The 21744-nt window shown below is 74.6% G+C and carries 18 protein-coding genes; 11 read left to right on the forward strand and 7 right to left on the reverse strand.

Annotation, left to right across the window (positions count from 1 at the left end):
- Positions 1 to 52: 52 nt before the first annotated feature.
- Positions 53 to 1003 carry a helix-turn-helix transcriptional regulator gene (locus M4D82_RS02545; RefSeq protein WP_249764437.1) on the reverse strand — a complete coding sequence of 317 codons (951 nt, stop codon included), beginning with the start codon at positions 1001 to 1003 and terminating at the stop codon, positions 53 to 55.
- Between the two features lie 1034 nt (positions 1004 to 2037).
- Between M4D82_RS02545 and M4D82_RS02550 the strand changes: the two genes are divergently transcribed.
- The 4 genes from M4D82_RS02550 to M4D82_RS02565 all read left to right on the forward strand — a co-directional run bounded on the left by M4D82_RS02550 (position 2038) and on the right by M4D82_RS02565 (position 4038).
- Positions 2038 to 2316, forward strand: a complete 279-nt coding sequence (locus M4D82_RS02550; protein ID WP_249764438.1) for a DUF6400 family protein — start codon at positions 2038 to 2040, stop codon at positions 2314 to 2316.
- Positions 2303 to 2551: a hypothetical protein gene (locus M4D82_RS02555; RefSeq protein WP_249764439.1), complete on the forward strand. Its 249-nt coding sequence runs from the start codon at positions 2303 to 2305 to the stop codon at positions 2549 to 2551. Before M4D82_RS02550 ends, M4D82_RS02555 begins: the two co-directional genes overlap by 14 nt.
- Positions 2552 to 2625: 74 nt before the next feature.
- Complete coding sequence (locus M4D82_RS02560; RefSeq protein ID WP_249764440.1) at positions 2626 to 3468, forward strand: polysaccharide deacetylase family protein; 843 nt, start codon at positions 2626 to 2628, stop codon at positions 3466 to 3468.
- A gap of 159 nt (positions 3469 to 3627) precedes the next feature.
- Positions 3628 to 4038: a rodlin gene (locus M4D82_RS02565; protein WP_249764441.1), complete on the forward strand. Its 411-nt coding sequence runs from the start codon at positions 3628 to 3630 to the stop codon at positions 4036 to 4038.
- Between the two features lie 89 nt (positions 4039 to 4127).
- On the opposite strand, the gene M4D82_RS02570 is transcribed toward M4D82_RS02565, so the two are convergent.
- Positions 4128 to 4649 (reverse strand): hypothetical protein, encoded by a 522-nt coding sequence (locus M4D82_RS02570; protein WP_249764442.1) that lies wholly within the window; start codon positions 4647 to 4649, stop codon positions 4128 to 4130.
- 108 nt (positions 4650 to 4757) lie between these two features.
- On the opposite strand from M4D82_RS02570, the gene M4D82_RS02575 reads away from it, so the two are divergent.
- Positions 4758 to 5741, forward strand: coding sequence for a GlxA family transcriptional regulator (locus M4D82_RS02575; protein ID WP_249764443.1), 984 nt, complete (start codon positions 4758 to 4760; stop codon positions 5739 to 5741).
- Between the two features lie 106 nt (positions 5742 to 5847).
- Positions 5848 to 6450, forward strand: a complete 603-nt coding sequence (locus M4D82_RS02580) for an isochorismatase family protein (RefSeq protein WP_249764444.1) — start codon at positions 5848 to 5850, stop codon at positions 6448 to 6450.
- Positions 6451 to 6475: 25 nt separating this feature from the next.
- Here the strand turns inward: M4D82_RS02580 and M4D82_RS02585 are convergent, their stop codons facing one another.
- Together M4D82_RS02585 and M4D82_RS02590 are read right to left on the reverse strand one after the other, a co-directional pair.
- The gene (locus tag M4D82_RS02585) at positions 6476 to 8491 is read right to left on the reverse strand and encodes a bifunctional metallophosphatase/5'-nucleotidase (protein ID WP_249764445.1); all 2016 of its coding nucleotides are present in this window, start codon (positions 8489 to 8491) and stop codon (positions 6476 to 6478) included.
- Between the two features lie 113 nt (positions 8492 to 8604).
- Positions 8605 to 9405 carry an NPP1 family protein gene (locus M4D82_RS02590; protein WP_249764446.1) on the reverse strand — a complete coding sequence of 267 codons (801 nt, stop codon included), beginning with the start codon at positions 9403 to 9405 and terminating at the stop codon, positions 8605 to 8607.
- A 370-nt stretch (positions 9406 to 9775) separates the two neighbouring features.
- On the opposite strand from M4D82_RS02590, the gene M4D82_RS02595 reads away from it, so the two are divergent.
- The 5 genes from M4D82_RS02595 to M4D82_RS02615 all read left to right on the forward strand — a co-directional run bounded on the left by M4D82_RS02595 (position 9776) and on the right by M4D82_RS02615 (position 17539).
- Positions 9776 to 9970 carry a thiopeptide-type bacteriocin gene (locus M4D82_RS02595; RefSeq protein WP_249764447.1) on the forward strand — a complete coding sequence of 65 codons (195 nt, stop codon included), beginning with the start codon at positions 9776 to 9778 and terminating at the stop codon, positions 9968 to 9970.
- A 125-nt stretch (positions 9971 to 10095) separates the two neighbouring features.
- Complete coding sequence (locus tag M4D82_RS02600) at positions 10096 to 12792, forward strand: lantibiotic dehydratase family protein (RefSeq protein ID WP_249764448.1); 2697 nt, start codon at positions 10096 to 10098, stop codon at positions 12790 to 12792.
- The gene (locus M4D82_RS02605) at positions 12789 to 14636 is read left to right on the forward strand and encodes a hypothetical protein (protein WP_249764449.1); all 1848 of its coding nucleotides are present in this window, start codon (positions 12789 to 12791) and stop codon (positions 14634 to 14636) included. The genes M4D82_RS02600 and M4D82_RS02605 overlap by 4 nt, the downstream gene beginning before the upstream one ends.
- Entirely contained in the window at positions 14633 to 16573 is a 1941-nt protein-coding gene (locus M4D82_RS02610) for a TOMM precursor leader peptide-binding protein (protein ID WP_249764450.1), read from the forward strand. The genes M4D82_RS02605 and M4D82_RS02610 overlap by 4 nt, the downstream gene beginning before the upstream one ends.
- Before the next feature lie 123 nt (positions 16574 to 16696).
- A complete protein-coding gene (locus tag M4D82_RS02615; protein ID WP_249764451.1) occupies positions 16697 to 17539 on the forward strand; it encodes a dienelactone hydrolase family protein in 843 nt (280 codons plus the stop codon).
- Positions 17540 to 17590: 51 nt separating this feature from the next.
- On the opposite strand, the gene M4D82_RS02620 is transcribed toward M4D82_RS02615, so the two are convergent.
- The 3 genes from M4D82_RS02620 to M4D82_RS02630 all read right to left on the reverse strand — a co-directional run bounded on the left by M4D82_RS02620 (position 17591) and on the right by M4D82_RS02630 (position 21651).
- Positions 17591 to 18835, reverse strand: coding sequence for a vWA domain-containing protein (locus M4D82_RS02620; RefSeq protein WP_249764452.1), 1245 nt, complete (start codon positions 18833 to 18835; stop codon positions 17591 to 17593).
- Entirely contained in the window at positions 18832 to 20106 is a 1275-nt protein-coding gene (locus tag M4D82_RS02625) for an AAA family ATPase (protein ID WP_249764453.1), read from the reverse strand. Before M4D82_RS02625 ends, M4D82_RS02620 begins: the two co-directional genes overlap by 4 nt.
- 108 nt (positions 20107 to 20214) lie before the next feature.
- Positions 20215 to 21651 carry a hypothetical protein gene (locus M4D82_RS02630; RefSeq protein WP_249764454.1) on the reverse strand — a complete coding sequence of 479 codons (1437 nt, stop codon included), beginning with the start codon at positions 21649 to 21651 and terminating at the stop codon, positions 20215 to 20217.
- Positions 21652 to 21744: the final 93 nt, after the last annotated feature.

Below are 21744 nucleotides of genomic sequence, written 5' to 3' on the forward strand. Positions count from 1 at the left end.
GGCGCGGCGGGGCGGGCGGAGCGGCCGCCCGTGGGGTCCGGGCCCGTCGTCGTCAACCTACGGTCGGTGTCCGGGCGGTCGCGAGGGATTCGAGCGTGGGATCGTGGTGTTTTTCTCCGGCGACCCTGCCGGGTCGCGCCGTGACGGCGGCGCGGTACTCCCCCGGCGACAGGCCGGTCTCGCGGCGGAAGAAGCGGCTGAAGTACGCCGGGTCCGCGAAGCCGGTGTCACGAGCAACCTGCCGGATCGTCAGGTCGGTTCGGGCCAGCAGCCGTTTGGCCTCCAGGGTCTGCCGCCGGCGGATCAACCGGCCGGGCGTCTGCCCGGTGGCCTCCTTCACCAGGACGTGCAGGTGGCCGCTGGACACCCCGAGTTCCTTCGCGGCGGCGGCCACGGAGCGTGCGGCGGCGCCCGGGGCCGCGATGAGCCGGGTGAACGCGCCCGCCACGTCGACGGCGCGGCCCCCGGACGCCGGGGCCCGTTCGGTTCCGGGTGCGTCGTCGCAGGCGCGCAGCGCCAGGACGATCAGGATGTGCAGGTAGGCGTTGAGCACTCCGGCGTAGCCCTCGCGCAGGGCGCGGTACTCGCGTTCCATCGCGTCGAGCACGTGCGCGATGTCGTCGTGCCGGTCGCGGAGCCGCAGCCAAGGCCGCTCGGCGAGGCGTTCCAGCGCGGCCGCGTCCTCGGGGTGGGTGAGGAGGAAGTCCTCGTTGAAGAGGATCACGTGTCCGGTGAGCCCTTCGGCGTCCTGCCAGTGGTGCACCTGGCCGGGGGTGATGACGCACAGGTGCGGCGGGTCCAGGGGCCGGTCGGTGAGGTCGAGGACGTGACTGCCGCGGCCGCCGGTGATGTGGAGGATCTCGTAGAAGGCGTGGCGGTGGGGGAAGTCGGCCCGGGACAGGGGGCCGATGTCGTCGAAGGAGCCGATGGCGAAGGGCAGCAGGTGCGGGAGGGGCACGTCGAGGCGGTGCAGGGGCAGGTCGCCCCTCCGAGGGGTGCTCATGGGGTGATCCGTAACGCGTTCATCGGGCCAGTCTGGAACGGCCTCGCGGGGGTGGTCCAGACCATGGATCGGCCATCGCGGCCTCCCCGAGGCCGGTAGACGGAACGTCCACCCGCGCCACGGCGGGGTCGGTACGCCGACGCGCCACCGCGTCACCGGAGGCCCGAGCCGAGCGGCCACCGTCACCGTACGGTTCACCGTTCCGGGCGCGCTCGATCGGCGGGCGGCGCCGCGCGGAACGGCCGCACGGCGAGGGCCGCCGCCTCCCCGCGTGGGTACGGGCCGGCCGTGCCGGGACGCGGGCGGGCCCGTACGACCCGTACGCCCCCGGCGGCCTCGACGCGCTCGCGACCGCCCCGGAAGCCTGGGAGGCGGGGTCCCGCACGTGAGCGGCTTCGCCCGGCCGGGCGCGGTCGGGGCCCTGCGGGCTGACCCGATCGCCGTGCTCGGCGGGGCCGCCGTGTCGGTGCGCGACCTGGTGCCCGCCAGGCCGGCGGCCGGTCCGGCCCCGCCGGCGTGCCGCGTACCGGACCCGATCACGGCGGCGCGGGCGAGGCGCCCGGAGGGCGGGGCCGGCGGGGCCTGGCGTGTGATCGCAAGGCGGAGGAGGCAGGAGACGCGCGCCTCGGCGACCGACGACAACACGGCGAGCGCGCGTGCCAGACCCCGCCGGCCCGGGGGCGCCGCCCGACGGTGCGCATCGTGGCCCGCGTCACCTCGACCGGTCGGCCCGGGACCGGCTTCGGCTACGGCCGCCCTGGACCGTACCGGGCTGTCGACCGGCACTGGCCCGGTCCGGGCGGGCGCGGAGGCGGAGGCGGAGCCCTGGGACCGTACCGGGCTGTCGAGCGGCACTGGCGTCCTCCGCCTCGTGGTGGCGGGCGGGTCCGGGGCGGGGCGCGGAGGCGGCCGCCACCACCGCGCGGGCGCGGCCCCGCCTGTTCCCGCTCGCGGCGGGGGGCCGCACCGGCCCGCCTGTGACTCTTCCCACCCTCCCTTGACCAGGGAAAAAAGGGTTACCTAACTTCGATTGCATGACCCCCCACGGCCCCACCCCGCCCACAGGGCCCGGCAGCGACGCCTCCGACCTGGTCGACTTCGACGTCGATCTCAGCGCGCAGGAGGTGCTCCGGCGCGCCCAGGTGATGGCCTCGCTCGGCCCCGACTGGGACCCGGTGGAGGTGCTGCTCGGCGAGGAGGCCGCGTACGACCTGCTGTACTCCGGTCTCGACGCGGAGCAGCAGCGGATCTACGACGACCTGGTCGCGGCCGGGGTGCTCCCGGATCGGGGGGACGGCCGTGCTGCCTCTTGATCCGCAGGCCGACGCCGGCCGACGCGCCTGGGTGGCCTGCCCGAACTGCGACGACGTGCGGGGCTGCGGGCCGTGCGCGGAGCGGCGTACGTGTTCCACGCACTGGCGCTACCTGCTGACCAACACCGGCAGCCTGCTCCACCTCCAGTGCCCGGGTTGTACCCACGTGTGGGCGCACGAGAGCGGATTCGGCGCCACCCGCTCGACGAAGAGGGGGCCTGCGCCGGCTTCCTAGCCTGGATCGAACCGGACGAAACGCGTCCGGCACCGCGCATCGGGGGGAACCGAACGCGAAGGAAGTACGCCTCCATGGGCAACAGCACCAGCAGCACCAGCAGTTCCGCGAACCGGCGTCGGGCCGGCTCCGCCGCGGCGGTCACGGCCGCCGCGGTCCTCGGCCTCCTGGGCCTCCTGGCCACGAGCGGCACCGCCGCCGCGGACACGACAGCAGGATCGGCGGACCGGTCGCCGGAGCGGACCTCAGCCGGAGCCGAACGGGCCGCCGGAGCCGAACGGGCCGCCGCGCCCGCCGGGTATCCCGTTCCCCTCGGGATCTCCCGGCTCGCCCAGGGCGCCGGCCGCGACATCGCGATCACCATCGACGACGGCCCCGACCCGCGATGGACCCCCCAGGTGCTCGACGTCCTGCGCAAGAACCACGTCAAGGCCACGTTCTGCATGGTCGGCGCCCGCGCGCAGGAGCATCCGGAACTGGTGCGCGCGGTCTCGGCCGACGGGCACCGGCTGTGCAACCACTCCGTCGACCACGACGTGACCATGGACCACAAGCCCGTGGCCTATCAGCGGCAGCAGATCCTCGACGCCAAGGCCATGATCGAGAAGGCCGTGCCGGGCGTGCCCGTCGGCTACTACCGGGCGCCGGGCGGTGCCTTCACTCCCGACAGCCGTGCGGTGGCGGCCGCGGCCGGGATGCGGCCGCTGGGGTGGAGCGTGGACCCGAAGGACTGGAGCCGTCCGGGTCTGGCGGCCATCCTGTCCGCCGTCGAGACCGACCTGCCCGTACGGCCGACGGTCCTCTTCCACGACGGCGGCGGCGACCGCAGCGAGACGGTGGCCGCGCTGAAGGAGTACCTGCCCTGGCTGAAGGCGCAGGGCTACACCTTCACGTTCCCGGAGCGCACCGGCCCCTGAGCGTTCCTCACACGTTCGGATTGTCCGTTTGTCGGCCCGGCGACGGCAATGCTTGCGCGATCGGGTGACCTACCGTCACGCCCGGACCCCTTCGCCCGTTATCGAGACGAACGCCCCTGCCAGGGGCCAGTTACCGTACCAGCGAAGGAAAACTCGCTCATGCTGAAGAAGATGATGGTCACCGCCGCAGCCACCGCCGCCACGATCGGCGCCGGCGCTGCCGTAGCCGCCCCGGCCATGGCCATCGGCAACGACAACGGGATCAACACCGTCAACGGCAACGGTGCCGTCCAGTCCTACGGCAACCAGGCGACCCACGGCGACCTGAGCCCGCAGCTCGGCCTGGTCCAGGGCACCCTGAACAAGCCCTGCATCGGCCTGCCGGCCAAGGTCAACGCCCAGTCCATCCTGGCCCTGGTCAACGTCGGCGTCCAGGACATCAACGTCCTGTCCAACCCGCAGAACCAGCAGTGCACCGAGAACTCCACCCAGGCCAAGGGCGACGAGCCGCTCTCGCACATCCTCAGCAACATCCCGGTCCTCTCCGGCAACGTCTCGGCCGGCAGCTGACCCGTCGGTGAGGCCCGCCGTGGGTGTCCGCACGAACACCCACGGCGGGCCTTCGCCATGCCCGGGGGCTACGCGATCGGACAGGGGCGTTACACGAGGCTGAGCTCGCGGTCCACTCCGTAACTGGTGCGCATCGACGCGTCGATGACCTGCTGCCACGAGCCGTACCTGGCGTAGAGCTGGTCGGCGGTGGGGCCGAGGGGGTTGCCGTACTTGACCCGGTTGCGCTCCTCCAGGATCCGGACCTCCTCCGGCGTCATGCCCGCGCGGGTGATCTCCTTGGCCTGGTTGCGCATGTCGACCAACTCGCGGGCGATCTCCTCGTCCGTGGCGCCCGCCTCCCGCATGTCGGCCTCGGTGCGGTGCATGTCCTCCAGGAGGTCGTGGTAACTCATCCGGATCCGCTGGGCCTCGACCTTCTGGTCCATCGGCAGCACGCGGATCCGGCACACCACCGGATCACTGCTGGGACAGGGATCGTCGGCCGACACCGGGGCCTTGAGCGGGGCGGTGATGACGGAGCCGCACGTCTCCGCGGCCGGCGCGGAGACGGCGATGGTGGTCACCAACGCGACGGCCGCCACGAACCGCCCCGGTTCACGCGGACACACCGAAGATCGCTCCTACGGGGGCCTCGGCGTCTCCCCGTCCGTCTCCGTGTCCGGATGTGACAGAACGTCGTCATTGCGGCCGTGCGGGGCGCACGTGACCATGGACGCATGCCCACGAACCGCCGCGTCGTCATCGCGGTCTTCCCCGATGTCGACCTCCTCGACGTCACCGGACCGGCCGAGGTGTTCGCCCTGGCCAACGTCGAGACCGACGGGCGGGCCGGGTACCGGGTGGAGCTGGCGGGGCCGACGTCCGGGGTGGTCACCACCTCGGCGGGGGTGCGTCTGGTCACGGACCTCTCGTTCGCGGAGGTCGACGGCGTACTGGACACCCTGCTGGTGCCCGGCGCGGTGGATCCCCACCCGGACGGGCCCGTCGCCCGCATCGACCGGGACGTCGTGGAGTGGCTCAAGGTGACCGCTCCCCTGGCGCGGCGGGTGGCGTCGGTGTGCGTGGGCGCGCACCTGCTGGCGGCGGCCGGTCTCCTGGACGGCCGGACGGCCACCACGCACTGGTCCACCGCCGCCCAACTGGCGGCCGAGTACCCGGCCGTGACCGTGGACCCGGATCCGATCTTCGTCCGGTCCGGGAACGTGTGGACGGGGGCCGGGATCAGCGCCTGCATGGATCTCGCGCTGGCGCTGGTGGCCGAGGACCTCGGCGAGGACGTGGCCCTGGGCGTGGCCCGGCAACTGGTCATGTACCTGAAGCGTCAGGGCGGTCAGAGCCAGTTCTCGGTGCCGCTGTCCCGGCCGCCGGCCGCTCGTCGGGACATCGACGAGCTTCGGATGTTCATCGCCGACCACCTGGACGGCGACCTGTCCGCGGCGGCGCTCTCGGCGCGGATGTGCCTGAGCGAACGCCACTTCGCCCGGGTCTTCCGCCAGGAGACCGGGGCCACCCCGGCCGCCTACGTCGAGTCGGCGCGGGTGGAGGCGGCCCGCCGGCTGCTGGAGAGCACCGACCAGCCCCTGGACGAGGTGGCGGCGGCCTGTGGGCTCGGCTCGGTGGAGACGCTCCACCGGGCGCTGCGCAAGCGGATCGGGACCGCTCCGGCGGCCTACCGCAGGCGCTTTCGCACCACCGGCTGAGCCGTCCTTTCGCAGACCACCGTCTGTTCCGTTGTTTCCGACGTCTCCGTTGTTTCCGACGTCTCCGATGTTTCCTGTCCCGCGTTCACCCCAAGGAGAATTTGTCATGGCCATTTCCAAGACCCTGCGCGACGTGAGCGGCCTCGACGACGCCCTGCCCCGGCTCGCCGACAGCACGCTCGTCCTGATCGACTTCCAGAACACCTACCGGACGGGCGTGATGGCCCTCCAGGGCGCCGAGGAGGCCCTCGCCGCCGGGGCCCGGCTGCTGGCCGCGGCCCGCGCCGCCGGCGCGCCGGTGGTCCACGTCCTCAACGACGGCGGTCCGGGCACCCCCTACGACATCCGAGCCGAGATAGGTGCCATCAGCCCCGAGGTGGCGCCCGTCGACGGCGAATCCGTGGTGGTCAAGGAGTTCCCCAACTCCTTCCACGCCACGGACCTGGAGAAGGTGCTGGGTGATCTGGGCGCGGGCCGGGACCTCGTCCTGGCCGGTTTCATGACCCACATGTGCGTCACCTTCACCGCCGAGGGCGCCTTCAACCTCGGCTACCGGCCCACCGTGGTCGCCGAGGCCACCGCCACCCGCTCGCTGGCCGCCCCGGACGGGACGGTCGTGCCGGCCGACGCCCTCCAGGCGGCCGCGCTGACGACCATCGGCGACCTCTTCGGGACGATCGCCCTCACCGTCGAGGATCTCGTCCGGTAGTTCCCGGCGGTCGACCGGCCGCGGGTCAGCACGGGGGTCGGCGGTCGTCGGCGCGGGCGTGGGGGAGGCCCGCGGTGACGATCGCCGCCTGCGGTCGGGGCAAGGGGGTACCGTCCGGGTGGAGGGGGAGCGGTGGGTCGACGACCGTGCCGTGCTCCCCCGCCGCCTGGGCGGTGTCCCGTACCGCCACCCGGCCGAGGGGCGCGGGCGTGAGCACCTCGGTCTCGCGGACGTAGGCGATGAAGCTCTCGTAGTCCCGCTGGTGGCGGTACGGCTCCTCGAAGTCGGTCAACGCCGGGTATCCGTCGAGTCCGAGGAACGTATAGGAGAGGGCGGCGAGCCGGTAGCGGGCGGCCGGGTCGAGGGGGCGGCCGTCCACGAGGACGTCGGCGGGGGCGACGCGGTCTCCGACGGCTCCCTCGGGGTCATACGTGTAGCGGACGTTACGGGACACCGCGAGCGGTGCGTACCGCAGCGAGCCGTCGGGCTCGCGCGTCCACTGTTGTTCGAGTGCGTCGTGGAGTTGCCGGCCGCTCACCCAGGCCGTGACGACGGGATCCCCGAAGCCGACGGCCCGCCAGGCCCGGCCGAAGGACACCGCCCCGTCGGTCGCGGTGTCCCGGAGCAGGTCGCCGGCGAGGACCGCCTGGCCCATCCGGGGCGCCACCGGCACCACCGCGAGGTGGGCGGGGACGTTGGGGTGGACGTTGGCGTCGTCGTCGGGGTCCGTGGGGCGGCTGCCCGCCCACAGCGCCCAGTCGGCGACGAGGTCGCCCATGGTGCTCTCCCCGGCGGCGTTGCGGGTCCGCGTGTAGGAGCCGGTCTGCCGGCCGATGGGGGCGCGGTCGCGTGCGGTGGCCTGGCCGGCCCAGTAGTCGGTGACCTCTTTCAGCGCGGGGTCGGGGGCGATGTCGCGGGTGTTGGGGTGGTTGGTGGAGACGGTCAGCTCGCGGACGACCGCGCCGGTGGTCGGATCGAGGCGCAGGCTGATCTCGTTGACGACCTGGCCGTGGCAGCCGGCCTCCACGAAGGGGCGGGGACGGCCCTCGGGGTCGGGCAGCATCATGTTGAACCGGCGGTGCCAGTGCCCGGTGACGATCGCGTCGATCGCGGGTGAGACCCGCAGCGCGAGGTCGAACGCGGGCCCGGAGGGGTCGGTGCCGCTGTTGAAGTCGCCGCCCGCCACCGCGCCGTCGTGGAGGGAGAGCACGATGGCGTTCACGCCTTGGGACCGGAGCCGTTCGGCGCAGGCGTTGGCGGTCTCGACGGCGTCGAGGGTGGCCAGGCCCGGATGGTAGGAACCGGGGAAGCGTTCGGTGCCGATGGCGGTCAGGTGGATGAACCCGATCGGCAGGCGCCGTCCGTCGGGGGCGGTGACCCACTCGGTGTGGTAGGGCGGCAGGACCGGTTGCCCGTCGGCGGTGCGCACCAGGTTGGCGCTGTAGTAGGGGAAATCGGATCCGTGGAAGGGGAGGCCGGTGGAGTCGGTGAAGGTGGCGTCACGACCGACGACCGGGAACGGCACGCCCTGCCCCATGTGGCGCAGCAGCATCGCGGGCGTCTTGTCGAACTCGTGGTTGCCGGCGGTCGCGAAGTCGAGGCCCATCCTGTTGAGTGCCTCGACCGTCGGCTCGTCGGCGAACGCCATCGCGTCGAACTCCCAGCCGGCGAAGGCGTCGCCCTGCGTGCAGAAGAGGCTGTTACGGCGCCCGTCGCGCAGCCGCTCCAGATGCGCGGCCAGGTACGCGACACCCCCGACGGTGTAGCGGACGCCGCCGTTGCCGGTGATGACGGAGTCGCCGCCGGGCGGCGCCTGGAGGTAGCCGTGCAGGTCGGTGATGCCGAGGAGTTGGACGTCGACGTACTCGTCGGCGTGCGCGGCGTCGCGGGCGGCGTCGGTGGCGTACGCGGGCACGCCGGTGGCGATGGTCGCCGCCCACGCTCCCGCGGCGGTGAGGAAGTCCCGCCTGCCGAGCTCGCGCCAACCACGGCTCCGCGAGGTGGGTTCGGTCCTGGTCCGGGCACGGTCGCTCCTGGTCACATCGCACCATGGTTCCGGCCGGGACCGGTAGTGTCACGGCGGCGTGCCGTGGGGGTGGGGCGAAGGTCCGGGTGTCAGTGTCAGGTGTCAGGTGCCATGTCAGGTGTCAGGGGTCAGCCCCAGGGGTTGAAGGGGATTCCCGCGGGCTTCGCGCCGTTCAGGAGGTTCGGGAAGCGGTCGTCGGTGATCTTGATGGTGGCGGCGCCGAAGTCCGCGCCCATCAGACGGTCGCGCAGTCCCGTGTCGGGCCAGCCGCTCCAACCGACCAGCGGGGGGTAGCGCCAGTTGTTGTAGTGGTTCTCCGGCGGCTCGTCGTTGCCGTTGGCGAGCCGGAAGAAGTGCGTACTGGCGCCGTCCTTGTGGTAGACGATCTTGGGGTGCGAGCCGTCGAAGCGGACCTGAGCGCGGGGGTACGTCCTGACCGTGCTGTGCTGCGTGGTCGAGACGTGCTCGACGCGGTGGGACGCGATGTCCACCCAGGCGATGACGTGCTCGAAGTCGTGCCGGTGGCCGCCCAGTCCGCTGCCGTGCACGGCCTGGTCCTTCTCGAAGTAGCTCGCGTACACGATGGCGCACCAGCCGTTGTTGCACTTGGCGCGGGCGTACGTCTGGGAGTTGTCGAGGTCCGAGCGGTCACGGCAGCTGCCGTTGATCGCTCCGCTGGTCTTGAGGCCGGGGGCGAGCGTCCCGTCCGGGCCTATGGCGGGGGTGGCGTAGCAGCCGTCGCCGTCGTAGTCGTAGGCGGGCGAGAAGCTCTGCTCCCAACCATCGGCGTTCTGGGGGAGGTTGTGGGGCGGGTCGGCGTGGGCCGTGGAGGCCGGGAGGAGTAGCGCCGCGGCGGTGGCGGCGGCCGTCACCAAAAGGCGGAGGCCGCGTCGTCCGCGCGGGTGGCGGGAGGGGGCGGGGTGGGGCATGGTCACCTGCTTCGGCTGCTTGGGAGGGGGCGGCGTGCGGCGTGCGGCCCGGTGCGGGGGCCGGCGGCGGCGTCGGGCGGGACCGAGGCTACGGGCAAGGGCCGTCCGATGGGCAGGGGTTGACGTCCGGTACCGGGGTCGTGGGGGACCGGGGTTGCGGTGGACCGGGGGGCGACGTACGGCTGGAGTTCTCTCCCGGCGACGGTTGTCACGTCGCCTTTCGGTCAATTTCCTTGAGTTGAGGTCGAGTTCCTCAGGAATGCCGCAATCCGTCCGCTGTGCTCCGAACCGCCTGCGGGCTACCGTCGCCCTGCTCGTCCGTACCACGGCAGCAGCCATCACACATCGTCCCACCACCTTGGGAGTTCACATGGCGGATATCGACATGGGCACCACCTTCGACGCCCACGATCTGGACCTCGGCGGCATCACGGTCACCACGATGCGCGACACCGCCGGTGTCTCGGCCTTCGCGGCCAACACCTCCACCTCGGGCTGTGGCATCCCCACCGCCTGCACCTGGACCTGCAGTCAGATGCCGCAGGCCATGCCCGGCGTGGTCTGAGCAGGACCCCGTCGTCGTCCGTCCCGACGCCCGTACGCACGCGGTCGTCGGGACGGACCCGTTGCCCTGAGCAAGCCCGAGGCCGAGCCCGAGCCCCGAGCCCCCGCCGGAAAGGACCGGACGCCATGACGCCCCCCGTGCCCGCCCCGTACGCCGTGCGCACCGCCCCGTACGCGCTGGTGCGCTCGACGGTGATCGGCCACCCCGCGCAGTCCCCCGACGCCGCCGTGTTCCGCGCCGGGCTGGACCGGCTGACGGAACTGGAGGGCGCGCTGGCGGACCTGCGCCTGCGACTGACCGACGCCCTCTACGAGAGCCGGGGCGGCCACCCCGACGCCTTCCACCGGGACGTCGTACTCCCCCTGCGCCGGGCCGTGCACAACGGGCGCGAGCCCCGTGCCGCGCTCCTGGACCGGCTCGGCGACCTGCCGGAGCGGGTGCCGCAGGTGCGTGAGTGGCTGCTGTTGCGGGACCGGATGGAGTCGGCGCGCGCCTGGGTCACCGAATCGGCGCCCGGGGCGCTGACGGCGGACCGGGAGGCGCTCGCCGTCCAGTGCCGCGAGCCCGCGTTCGCGCTCGCCGCTTCCTACACCAGCGCCGACCTGCTGGCCGCCGTCGAGCGTGTGGCAGCCGGGAGGGGCGGGCGTCGGGCGCGCAAGGAGGAGCCCGGGGTGCTGCGGCACGCGGTGCGTGCCGCCACGCGGACGAGCCCGCTGTCCTGGTTCACGGCGGTCGGCTGGGGTCCGCTGCCCATCGGGCCGCGCGTCGGCCGGGACACGACGGTGGCGGAGTGGGGGGAGGGCGACCTGCTGGGCGCCACCCACAACCTCGTCCGGGCCAACCGGACCCTGGTGACCGCGCTGTGCGAGGCCCTGGTCGCCGATCCGCGCCGGCGGGCCCTGCTCCCCCACCGGATGACGAGCGCGGCCCGTACGGCCGACGGCCGGGCCACCTTCGCCCGCACGCGCACCGTCTCCGCGATCGGCCGCGTCGTCCTCGCGGACGAGGACGAGGTCGAAGTGGCCGCGAGCGGCCCGCTGGAGCGGGTGGCCGCACTGTGCCGCATACCCGCCACGCCGGCCGAGTTGGCGGCCGGGCTGGCCCGGCCCGAGGACCGGGCGGCGGCCTCGGCGTACGTGGCGCAACTCGTGGACGCCGGGCTGCTGGTCCCCGTACCGCCCGTGGGCCCGCAGGATCCGGAGCCGTTGGCGCGACTGGCCGACTGGCTGCGTTCCATCGGCGAGAGGAACGACCTCGCGCTGGCCGGTCTGATCGATGAAGTGGCTGAGACGACAGGGAAGTTCGGCGCTGCCGATCCGGGTGGGCGGACGGGCCTGATGGCCCTGTTGCGCGCGCGGTGGGCGGCCCTGTTGGCGGCAGCGGGCCGGCCGCTGCCCGAGGGTACGCAGACGCCGATCGTCCTGTCGGAGGACGTGGTGGCCCGCGAACCGGTCGCCACGGAAGGCCTGTTGACCGGCGCTGATCACGACGCCTTGCACGAACTGAGCGCCTTGGCCGAGCTGTTCGATCTCGGGCACGTGCTGCGTCGCGCGTTGCGCGACCGGTTCGTGGCCCGTCACGGCGTCGGCGGCGTCTGCCACCCGATCTGGGACTTCGCGGGCGAGACCGTCGCCGCCCGGGAGGACACCGTACGCACGGCCCTGCGCGGCGCGTCGGGCGAGGACATCGAAGGTGCCGCGCTGCCTTCGGGGGCCAACGAACTGGCGCTGCTACGCGCGGAGTTCGTCAGGCGAATACGCGAGCGGGCGCAACACCGGAAGGATCCCGACGCCGATGTGGTCCTGCCGTCCTGGCTGGTAGCCGACGTGGCCCGTGCGCTGCCCGATTGGACGAGGACCCGCCCCCTGTCGTACGCGTATTTCCTGCAACGCGACGGCGGGCGGGGGATGTTGGCGCTGAACCACGTCTACGGCGGCTGGGGGCGGATCGGCAGCCGGTTCCTGGACCAGCTCGACCCCCGGGCCGCCGAGGCGACGGCGGGCGAGATCACTCGGGAAGTCGGACGGCACCGGCAACCCGGCTCCAGGCCCGTGCAGTTCCGTCTCGTACGCGGGTTCAACGCGAACCTCCAGCCGCTGTTCCTCCCGGACGAGATCACCTCGGACGAGGTCGGCCCGGCCGACGCCGCGCGGCCGGAGCACGGGGCGCCGATCGCGGAATCCGACGTGGAACTCTTCCACGACGTGGCGAGCGATCAGGTACGGCTCCGGTCGCGCGCCACCGGCGAGCTGCTGGACGTCTTCTATCCGGGCCTGCTCGTGCCGGACCTGCTCACCACGCGCAGCACTCCGCTGATCCACGACCACCCGGAGGGCGTCGTCTCCTTCGCCGCGCTGGTGCCGCAGCTCGTCAGTCGGGTTCCGGGTGGCGAGCTGATCCGCACCCCCCGGCTGCGTCACCGCCACATCGTCCTGCGCCGGCGCCGTTGGAGGCTGGCGCCGGGCACGGTGGGCGCGCTGCGCGCCGCGCTGGCCGCCGACGGCGAGGTGCCGTTCGAGGCCGTGGCCCGCTGGCGGGCCCTGCTCGGCGTCCCCGACCAGCTCTTCCTGCACCCCGTGGAGCCCGGCTCCGGGGAGGGCGCCGGCGGCGCCGCGGCGGCCCTGGATCGGTTGGCGCGGCCCAAACCGCAGTTCGTGGACCTCGGCAGCGCCCTGCACCTGCGGTGCCTCGACCGGTGGCTCTCCCGCTACCCGGAGGGCGTGGTGCTGGAGGAGGCGCTCCCGGCGCCGGGTGGGCGGACGCGGCCCGCGCGGGCGGTGGAGCTCGTGGTGGAGACCTACCGGGCGGGGAGCGGGTCGTGACCGACGTAGCGATGGGGAAGGCGCTCGACGCGCTGGACGGGTTGGACGGGTTGGACGGGTTGGACGGGTTGGGGCGATGGCGGCTCCGGCCCGGGGTCGTGGCCAGTGCGCTCGCCGGGGGTCTGCACCTGCGCGGGTGGACCACCAGCGTGACGCTGGAGGGCAGCCCGGCGCTCCCCGCGCTGTGGCGGATGGTGGAGGAGGCCCTGCTGACGGAGGGCGGGGCCGCGGCCCTGGCCGAGCGGGCCCCGTCCGGTACGCCGCTACGGGCCGCGCTGTGCACGCTGATCGGGCAGTTACACGTGCACCGGATGCTGGCCCCGGCCGAGCCCCTGCCCGGCGGGGGCCCGCTCGGCCGCTGGTTGTCGGCCGTCGCCGAGCACCCGGCCGAGGCGGCGGCCGCGCTGCGGTCCGCCCGGGTGGAGGTCGCCGGCGGCGGGGTGGACGACGCCCTGGCCGGAGCGGTGCTCCGCGCGCTCGCGCGCAGCGGGATCACCGCCGACCCCGTCCGGGCCACGGACGGGCCCGGGGGTCGGGTGTTGCTGCGTGCCCGACGGCCCGACGGCACCGCACTCGCGGTCGGAGCCGCCGTCCACCCCGACGGCGGCTTCGTCACCCCGGTGGGCACCCCGCCCGACGCCGAGGCGAACACGGCAGCACTGGCGGAGCGGCTCTGGGGTGCGGAGGGTGACGGGGCCGGCGCGTCCGGTCCGGCCGGCGCCTTGGGCGCGCTTGTCGCGGGCGGGGCCGTGCAACGGTTGGTGTGTGCCGTCGCGGGGCTGCCCGATCCCGGGGTCGCGGCCGGGGTCGCGGACGGGGACGGGGACGCGGGCCCGGAGCAGGTGCTACGGATTCCCTCGGCCCTCGTCGCCACCGCGAGTCCGCTCCGCGCGGACTACCGCCCCTGGCTCGGGGGGCCTGCCGGGGACCCGGAGCCGGCGGCGGCCCCGGCCACCCTGGCCGAGGCCCTGACCGGGGCCGCCGCGCTGGGCGACGCACGGCTCGGGGTGGTGGAGCCCGCCCTGCCGGGCGCTTTGCCGCAACTGCCGGTGGCGCTGGTCGGCTGCGCGGTGCCGGGCGGCGGGTGGCTGACGGCGGCGGTGCACGGGCCGACCTGGCCCGGCTCGACGCGGCGTGTCGCGCGGCGGAGCTGCGGCTGTCGGGGAAGGGTTCCCGGGACGGGGTCGGGGTGGTCGTCGGAGCGGGGCCGGGTCACGCGCGGGGCCGGGCCCTGCGGCGCGGCGCGCTGCGGCTGCCCGAGCCGGAGGCGGGGCCGCGCCCTTCGACCCGTACACGGCCGGGCACGCGCAGGCCCGCCACTGGTGGAGCGTGCTGACCCGGCGGCTGGGCGTACGGGCCGAGCTGCGGGTGACCCGCCTCGACGCGGCGGCGCGGCGCACCGGGCCGAGGTGCACGAGGGCGCGGGGGCCGCGGGGGTCGCGGGCGTCAAGGGGGTCGCGGGGCGGCTGCTCGGGCGGGCGGTGGAGGCCACGGCCGGGGACGCCGTCGCCTTCGCGACGCTGGCCGCGTTGGTCCGCGTACAGGCCGAAACGGATGCGCGAACGACCTCCTTCGGGGGCGAGTTGTGTGCGCTCGGCGTGGCGGGTGTGCCACCGGCACCGTGGGAGGACGAGCGGTGGGCGGCCGGCTGGTGGGCCGGGGTCGCCGCACGCGAGCCGGGACTGCACACCACGCTCCTGCGGCTGACCGCTCTGCGCACCGCTCCCCTGTCGCCCACCGGACCGGCGGCCGTGTCCACCGTCACCGCGCTCGGCCGCTGCGGATTCACCGTCCTGACCACGAGCGAGACCGACCACACCGACAGCGGAAGGACGTCACCGTGACAGCCTCACCCGCCACCTCCCCGGCCACTTCCCCGGCCTCCACCCCGCTCCGCGCGGCCCTCGCCGACCTCGGCCTCGACGTCCTCGACACCCGCGCCGCGCGCGAGTTCACCTCCGGCCGGGCCGTCGTCGTGCTGGACGACTGGACGCTGGAGCTCGCGACGACCCTGTCGCGGCACGCGCTCGACCACCCCGTGGCCCTGGTCCCGGTGCGCCACGACGGCGCGGTCTCCGTCGTCGGCCCGGTGCTGCGACCCGGCGCCGTGGGCTGCGTCGCCTGTACGGAGTACCGGCGCCTCGCCACCATCGGCGGCCGCGTCCCCTGGCACAGCCCCGGGCTCCGGCTGGCCGGAGGCCCCGCGCCGGCGCTCGCGGACGGCATCGCCGCACTGGCGGCCGCGCTGCTCGGCGATGTCCCGACTCGGGGCGCCGGCGCCACCGTGGGGATCGTGCACAGCGGCCGAGCCACCTGGTCGACCCACGCCTTCCGGCCCGTCGGCGGCTGCCCGGTGTGCCTGCCGCTGCCCGGGGACGTCGTCGAGCCGGCCCGGTTCCCCCAGGAGCCGAGGCCAACGCCGCCGGCGGAACCATCGAGCCTTCGCGGCCCCAACGACCGTACGCACACGGCCGGTTTACGGGCGGAGCTGTACGACGAACGCTTCGGACCGATCCATCAGGTGACGCGTACCGAGGATTCGGCGCACAGCCTGACGAGCGCGTACGTGACCCTGGGGCGGGCGCAGCGCGACGGCGGGTACGGGCGGGCCCTCGACTTCGAAGGCAGCGAGCGCGTGGCCCTCTTCGAGGGGATCGAGCGGCTCACGGGGATGAGCCCGCACGGGAGGCGTACCGTGCTGCGGTCCTCCTACGCCGAGTTGGGGCCGGAGCGGGCGGTGGATCCGGTGCGGCTCGGGCTGCCCGATCCGGCCCACCACGGCCATCCGGCGTCGTCCACCGTGCCCTACGCCCCGGATCTGGAACTGGACTGGGTGCACGGCTGGTCGCTGACCCACGAGCGGCCCGTCGCGGTGCCCGAGCACGTGGCGTACTGGGATCCGGCTCCGGGCCGGCCGCGTGTCGTCTACGAGAGCTCCAGCGGCTGCGCTGTCGGCAACAGTCCCGAAGAGGCCGCGCTCTACGGCCTGTTCGAGGTGGCGGAGCGCGACGCGTTCCTGATGGCCTGGTACGCGCGGACCCCGCTGCGCCGGATCGCACTGCCCGACGACGACCTCGAAGTGCTGCACCTCGTCGACCGGGCGGAGACGGTCGGCTACCGGCTGACGCTGCTGGACGCGACGAACGACTTCGGCGTCCCGGCGATCATCGCGCTCGCCCGCCACGAGGACGTCGATTCGGCGGCCCCCCAGGTCTTCCTGGCCGCCGGGGCGCACCACGACCCGCGTGCGGCGATCCGTTCCGCCGTGGTGGAGGCGGTGACGAACGTGTTCAACGCCGCGCAGCGCCTGCGGGCGGAGCCGGACGTCCACGACCCCGGCCGGCTGCGCCCGATGCTGGAACAGCCGGATCTGGTCCGCACCTTGGCCGACCACACCGCCCTCTACGGTCTACGGGAGGCCCGGCCGCGCGTGGACCTCCTGGACGGCGGCGGCCCGCAGGTCCCCTGGCAGGAGGTGTGGCCCGGGGCGCCGGAGCCGGTGGCCGACCTGACGGTACTGCTGGAGGCGACGGTACGCCGCCTCGCGCGGGCCGGCCTGGAGGTGCTGGTGGTGGGGCAGGACGAGGCGGGATTGCGGAAGAGGCTCGGCCTGTACGGCGCGAAGGCGATCGTGCCGGGCGCGCTGCCGATGACGTTCGGGCACGTGAACCGGCGCACGCTGGGGCTCCCCCGGCTGCTGGAGGTTCCGTACCTGCTGGGCCGCGCGCCCCGCCCGGCGCGCCACGGGGAACTCGTCCTGCATCCCCATCCGTTCCCCTGAGGCCGGGTCGGCGTAGGCGCGCGGCGCGGACGCTACCGTGGGGTAGGCCCGGCGCGGCCGGCTGCCGTACGGGCGGCACCAGCGGGTACGGGCCGGACGAGTCGAGGAGTGAGGCGGACGCCCATGGCGGACCATGACCTGTCAGGCTTCGAGCAGGACACCTTCACCCACGAAGGCGCGACGCGGACGGTCCTGCGGCGCGGCAGCGGACCCGCGGTCATCGTGATCGCCGAAATCCCCGGCATCACTCCGAAGGCGCTGGAGTTCGCCGAACGCGTCGCGGCGGTGGGGTGTACGGCCGTCCTCCCGGTGCTGTTCGGCACGCCCGGCCGCGACCCTCACCCCACGGCGCACGGCATGGTGCGGGGCGCGTTGTACACCGCCGCGAGCATGTGGAACGTGTGCGTGAGCCGCGAGTTCACGCTCTTCGCCACCCGCCGCAGCTCTCCTGTCGTGACGTGGCTGCGGGCCTTGGCGGCGTACGAGCACGAGCGCTGCGGCGGCCCGGGGGTCGGCGCCGTCGGCATGTGCCTCACCGGCGGCTTCGCCCTCGCCATGGCCACCGACGAGCGGCTGCTCGCGCCCGTCCTGTCCCAGCCGTCGCTGCCCCTGGGGCTGACGCGCCGGCATCGCGGCGGCATCGACATCTCCCCGGAGGAGCTCGCCACCGTGCGCGGGCGGTGTGAACGCGAGGGGCTCCAGGTGCTGGGGCTCCGCTTCAAGAGCGACCGGCTCTCCCCGGGCGACCGTTTCGGGTTCCTGCGCCGGGAGCTCGGCGATGCCTTCGTGGCCGTCGAGTTGGACGACGAGGACGCCAACCCCGACGCCGTGCTGCCCCCGCACTCGGTCCTGACGGAACACCTGGTCGACCGACCGGGCGAGCGGACGCGGGCGGCCCTGGACCAGGTCCTCGACCTGTTCCGGGCCCGCCTCCTCGACCGGGAACCCGCCCGGGAGGCTCCGTAGCGTCCCCGGGGGCGCCGGCCTCGACCTGGGCCTCAGCCTCGGCCTCCCGCCTCAGCCGATGTCCACCACGCGGGCCCACTCCGGCGGCGTGTCCGGGACGTAGTCGGGGTCGTCCTCGTCCCACGAACCGGAGCCGTGGCGGCGGGGGAAGAGACCGACCACCGTCCGGCACCCCGGCCGGGTCCGCGGCCAGGGGGTCTGGCCGTCGGTCAAGGCCACGATGACGTCCGGTCGGGGTCGGGCCCTCAGCGCCGCGGCGAAACCCGTTCGCAGGTCCGTACCCCCGCCGCCCACCAGCGAAATCCCCTCCGCGCGGCACAGCGGGTGCACGACCCGGGCGGCCGCGTCGCACGACAGGACGGTGACCAGGTCCCGGCGCCCGCCCACGGCGCGCCCGATCGCGGCGACTTCGAGGAGCGCGCTGCCCAGTTCGGCGTCGCTGACCGAACCGGAGGTATCGACGACCACGCAGACCCGGGGCGGCATGCGCCGCAGGCTCGGCAGGACGACCCCGGGCAGGGCGGTCGCCCGGCGCGCGGGGCGGCCGTACGTGTAGTCCTCGCCGGCGCCGGATCCGGCGGCGGCCGCGCGGATGGCCGCGCCGAGCAGCTCCCGCCAGGGCTGCGGCGGGTGGAACGCCTCCTCCGCCCAGCGCCGCCACCCCTCGGGGGTGTCGCCGGGGCGGCCGGTGATGCCCCGCGCCACCCGGAAGCGGACCGCGTCCCGTTCCTGCGGGCTCAGCCCGTGCGCGCCGTCGGGGCCGAGGTCCCATTCCCGTTCGAGTCCGTCGGCGCCGCTGCCGCAGTCGAGCCAGGCGATGTCCCGCGTGGCGGTTCCGAGGCGGAACTGGCGCAGGTAGTCCTCCATCAGCTGCCCGCCGTCCAGCCCCAGGCCGGCGGGGGTGACGGCGCCCTCGGGCATGGTCAGGCCGTCGCCGAAGACGTCGTCGTTGATCTCGCAGTCCGCGGCGATGTTCATGCGCAGCCGCTCGCCCGGCCCGGTCAGCCCGCGCTCGCGCGCGACCCGGTCGCCGCGCCCGTGGTGGTCGCGCAGCAGGTGCGACACCTCGTGGACCCAGACGCCGGCCAGTTCCTCCACGGGCGTGCGGTCCACGAACGCCGGTGAGACGTAGCACCGCCAGTGCGCGTCGACGGCCATCGTCGGCACCCGCCGGGTCTCGACGGTGTGCAGGGCGAACAGGGCAGTGGCCAGGTAGGGGCGGACGCGGGCGGCGTGGAGCCGGGCGGCGTACAGCTTGTCGCGGTCGAGGGTCCCCGGCGTCGTGGTGGCGCTCATCGGCGGGCCCGCGCGTCGGCCGCCGCGCGGGAGGCGGTGCGGGCGGCGGCCTCGTCCGCCTTGCGCGAGAGGTTCACGGCCCCGGCGAGGCGTTCGATGGCCGCCGGAACGTCCCACGCGTCGCGGCGCAGGGCGGCGAGGGTGGTGGCCGGGACGACGACCAGGTCCGGGGCGCCGGTCTCCAGCGCCCGTACGAGCAGCGCCCACGCGGCGTCCCAACGGGCCTTGTCCGGACGGCTGCGTACGGCCGCCACCACCGCGTCGAGGACGGCCTGGCGCAGGTCGCCCCGTTCCGGGAGGACGGCGCCGGCCGGGTCGGCGAGCAGGGTTTCGGGGTCGGGCAGGTCCATCCGGTCGAGGCTCGCCAGCAGTTCCAGCCCCGGGCCGTCGCCGACCACGCCCCGCACCAGCAGGGACAGCACCTCGCGGGAGGCGTCGGCGGCGGTCGCGAAGGCGATCAGCCGCAAGGCCATCTCCCAGGTGCGCGGCGAGGGCCAGGCGCCGCCGCGACGGGTTTCGCCGCTGGGCAGGCGGTGGACGAGCGCGGGGCGGGCGGCGAGGAGTCCGCACACGGCGCGGCGGGCGAAGTCGACGGCCTCGACCAGCCGTTCGGGCCTGAGCTCCGGCAGCGTCGCCCGGGGCCAGGTGCCGGCGAGGCCGCGTACGACGACCTCCGGATCGTGGGTCCAGTGGAGGTGCACGAAACGGTTCGCCAGCGGTGGGCTCAGCTCCCAGCCGTCGGCCGCCGAGGCGCGCGGGTTGGCGGCGGCCACGATCCGCACGCCCGGCGGCAGTCGGAGCGCGCCGACGCGGCGCTCCAGGACGAGGCGGAGCAGAGCGGCCTGTACGGCGGGCGGCGCGGTGGACAGCTCGTCCAGGAACAGCAGCCCCCGGCCGGCCCGTACGAGGCGCACGGCCCAGTCCGGCGGGGCCATGGGGACGCCCTGTTCGGCGGGGTCGTCGCCGATGACGGGCAGCCCGGAGAAGTCGGACGGTTCGTGCACGCTCGCGATGACGGTGGTGAGCGGGAGGTCCAGGCTCTCGGCGAGCCGCGTCAGCGCCGCCGTCTTGCCGATGCCCGGTTCGCCCCACAGCAGGACGGGCAGGTCGGCGGCCACGGACAGGGTCAGGGCCGCCAGTTGCGGATCGGGGCGGGGTTCGGTGGTGGTGTCACTCAGCAGGGACGACAGCGTGTCGGCGACGCCGAGTGGGTCCGAAGGGAACGGGTGGTCGAGGCCGGTGGCAGGTGCGGACGGGGCATATGAGGACATGTTGGATCACCTGTGTGGGGTTTGGGCGTTTCGAGGAACGCGAAGAGGATGAGAAGAGCAGAAGAAGACGAGAAGAGAAGGGCTGGAGGCCGGGAGCCGGCGGCCCGGTCAGCGGACGGTCGCGCGGCGCCGGTGCCGGCGACGGCGACGGCGACGGGCCGAAACACGCTGCTGTACGGGGTGTGGTCCCGGCCGGGGTCCGGGTCCCGGGCCCGGTCCGGGGCCGGCGAGACCGGCCCGGTAGAGGCCGTGGTCGATGCGCCGACGCGCGGCCGCCTCCAGCTCGTCGCGCAGGGCGCCGCCGCGCAGCACGGCGTCGGGCCCGAGCAGGCCCTCCACGACGGCCAGCGCGCCGGCGACGTCCCCGTGGTCCAGGCGTTCGCGGACCCCGCTGAGGCAGTCGGGGTGTCGGTGCGCCTCGTCGATCGCGCGCAGGCAGGGCAGCGGTGTACCGGTCAGCGCGACGAGCAGCTCCTCGCGGTGGATCTCCCGCGGATCGTGGTCGAGCGCCACCAGCACCCCGTCGACGAGAGCGATGCGGTGCCGCGCTCCCCGGCAGTCCACGAAGCGTGGCCCGCCCGGCGGTTCGGTGGTCACGGGCGGACCGGCCGGTACGTGGCCGGGTACGAGCGCCGCGGCGACCAGCGGGTGCAGCCGGTCGGGCCCGAGCAGCCCGGCGCGGAGCAGTTCCACGTCGGGCGGGACCCACACCGCCGCGTCGGGCAGGAGCGGCAGACCGCGGTGGGTGTCGCGAAGCGGCACGGTCGTGATCCGCGGCGGCGGGCACGCGGGCGCGCCCTCCGGGGACACGTCGAGCAGCAGGCGCCGGCGGGAGTCGAGCCGTACGACGACGGGGCCGGCGGGCCGGCCTTCGGCGCGCAGCAGGATCCGCGCCTCTGCGGCCCACTGGTGGACCGCCGGGGCGCGGTGTTCCGGATGCGTCCCGTGCTCGTACGGGTACGGGTACGGGTCCCCCTGCGCCGGGAGCGCGCAGGCGGACCGGGGTCGCAGCTCGGCGGAGCGGTGCGCGTCCCAGAGGTGGCGGTGCAGGTCGAGGCGGTGGCGCCGGCTGGGGTGGGGGTGCGGGTGCAGGCGGGGCGCGGGCTCGGTGGAACCGTCCCACAGGGCGAGGGAGATGCGTTGGCCGGCGTCCGCCCAGGCGGGCGGGGTGCGGGCCACGAGGTACAGCGGTGGGGGTCCGTCCGGCGTCGGGGCGTCGTAGCGGGCCAGGGCGATCGTCAGGCCGGGGCGCAGCAGTCCGTCCGGGGCGATCCGGGGCATGTGCCAGCGCAGCAGGTCGGGAGCGAGTGCGCGCAGGTCGGCGCGGATCCGGGCGGCGCGTTCCCGGCCGTGGACGCGGGAGACGGAGCGCAGGTCGAGGTCGACGTCGACGCCCGCGGCCGCGCACGCCCCCGCCCAGTCGCCGGCGTGCCGGCGGGTGGTGGCGGTCTCGATCATGGCGGGCGGCACGGCGTACTCGCGTACGCGCAGCCAGAAGGACAGGTCGGCGGGGTGGGAAGGGCCGTTCGCGATGTGAGTGGGCATCAGCACTCACCTTGCGCGGACGGGACCCCCGATCTGTGAGAGGTGTACGTGGTCATGGTCGGGGACCGTACCGTGCTCCGCCGTGCCCCGGCA

Origin of the sequence: Streptomyces sp. RerS4 (assembly GCF_023515955.1) — a bacterium.
In the GTDB taxonomy this organism is placed as follows: Bacteria; Actinomycetota; Actinomycetes; order Streptomycetales; family Streptomycetaceae; genus Streptomyces.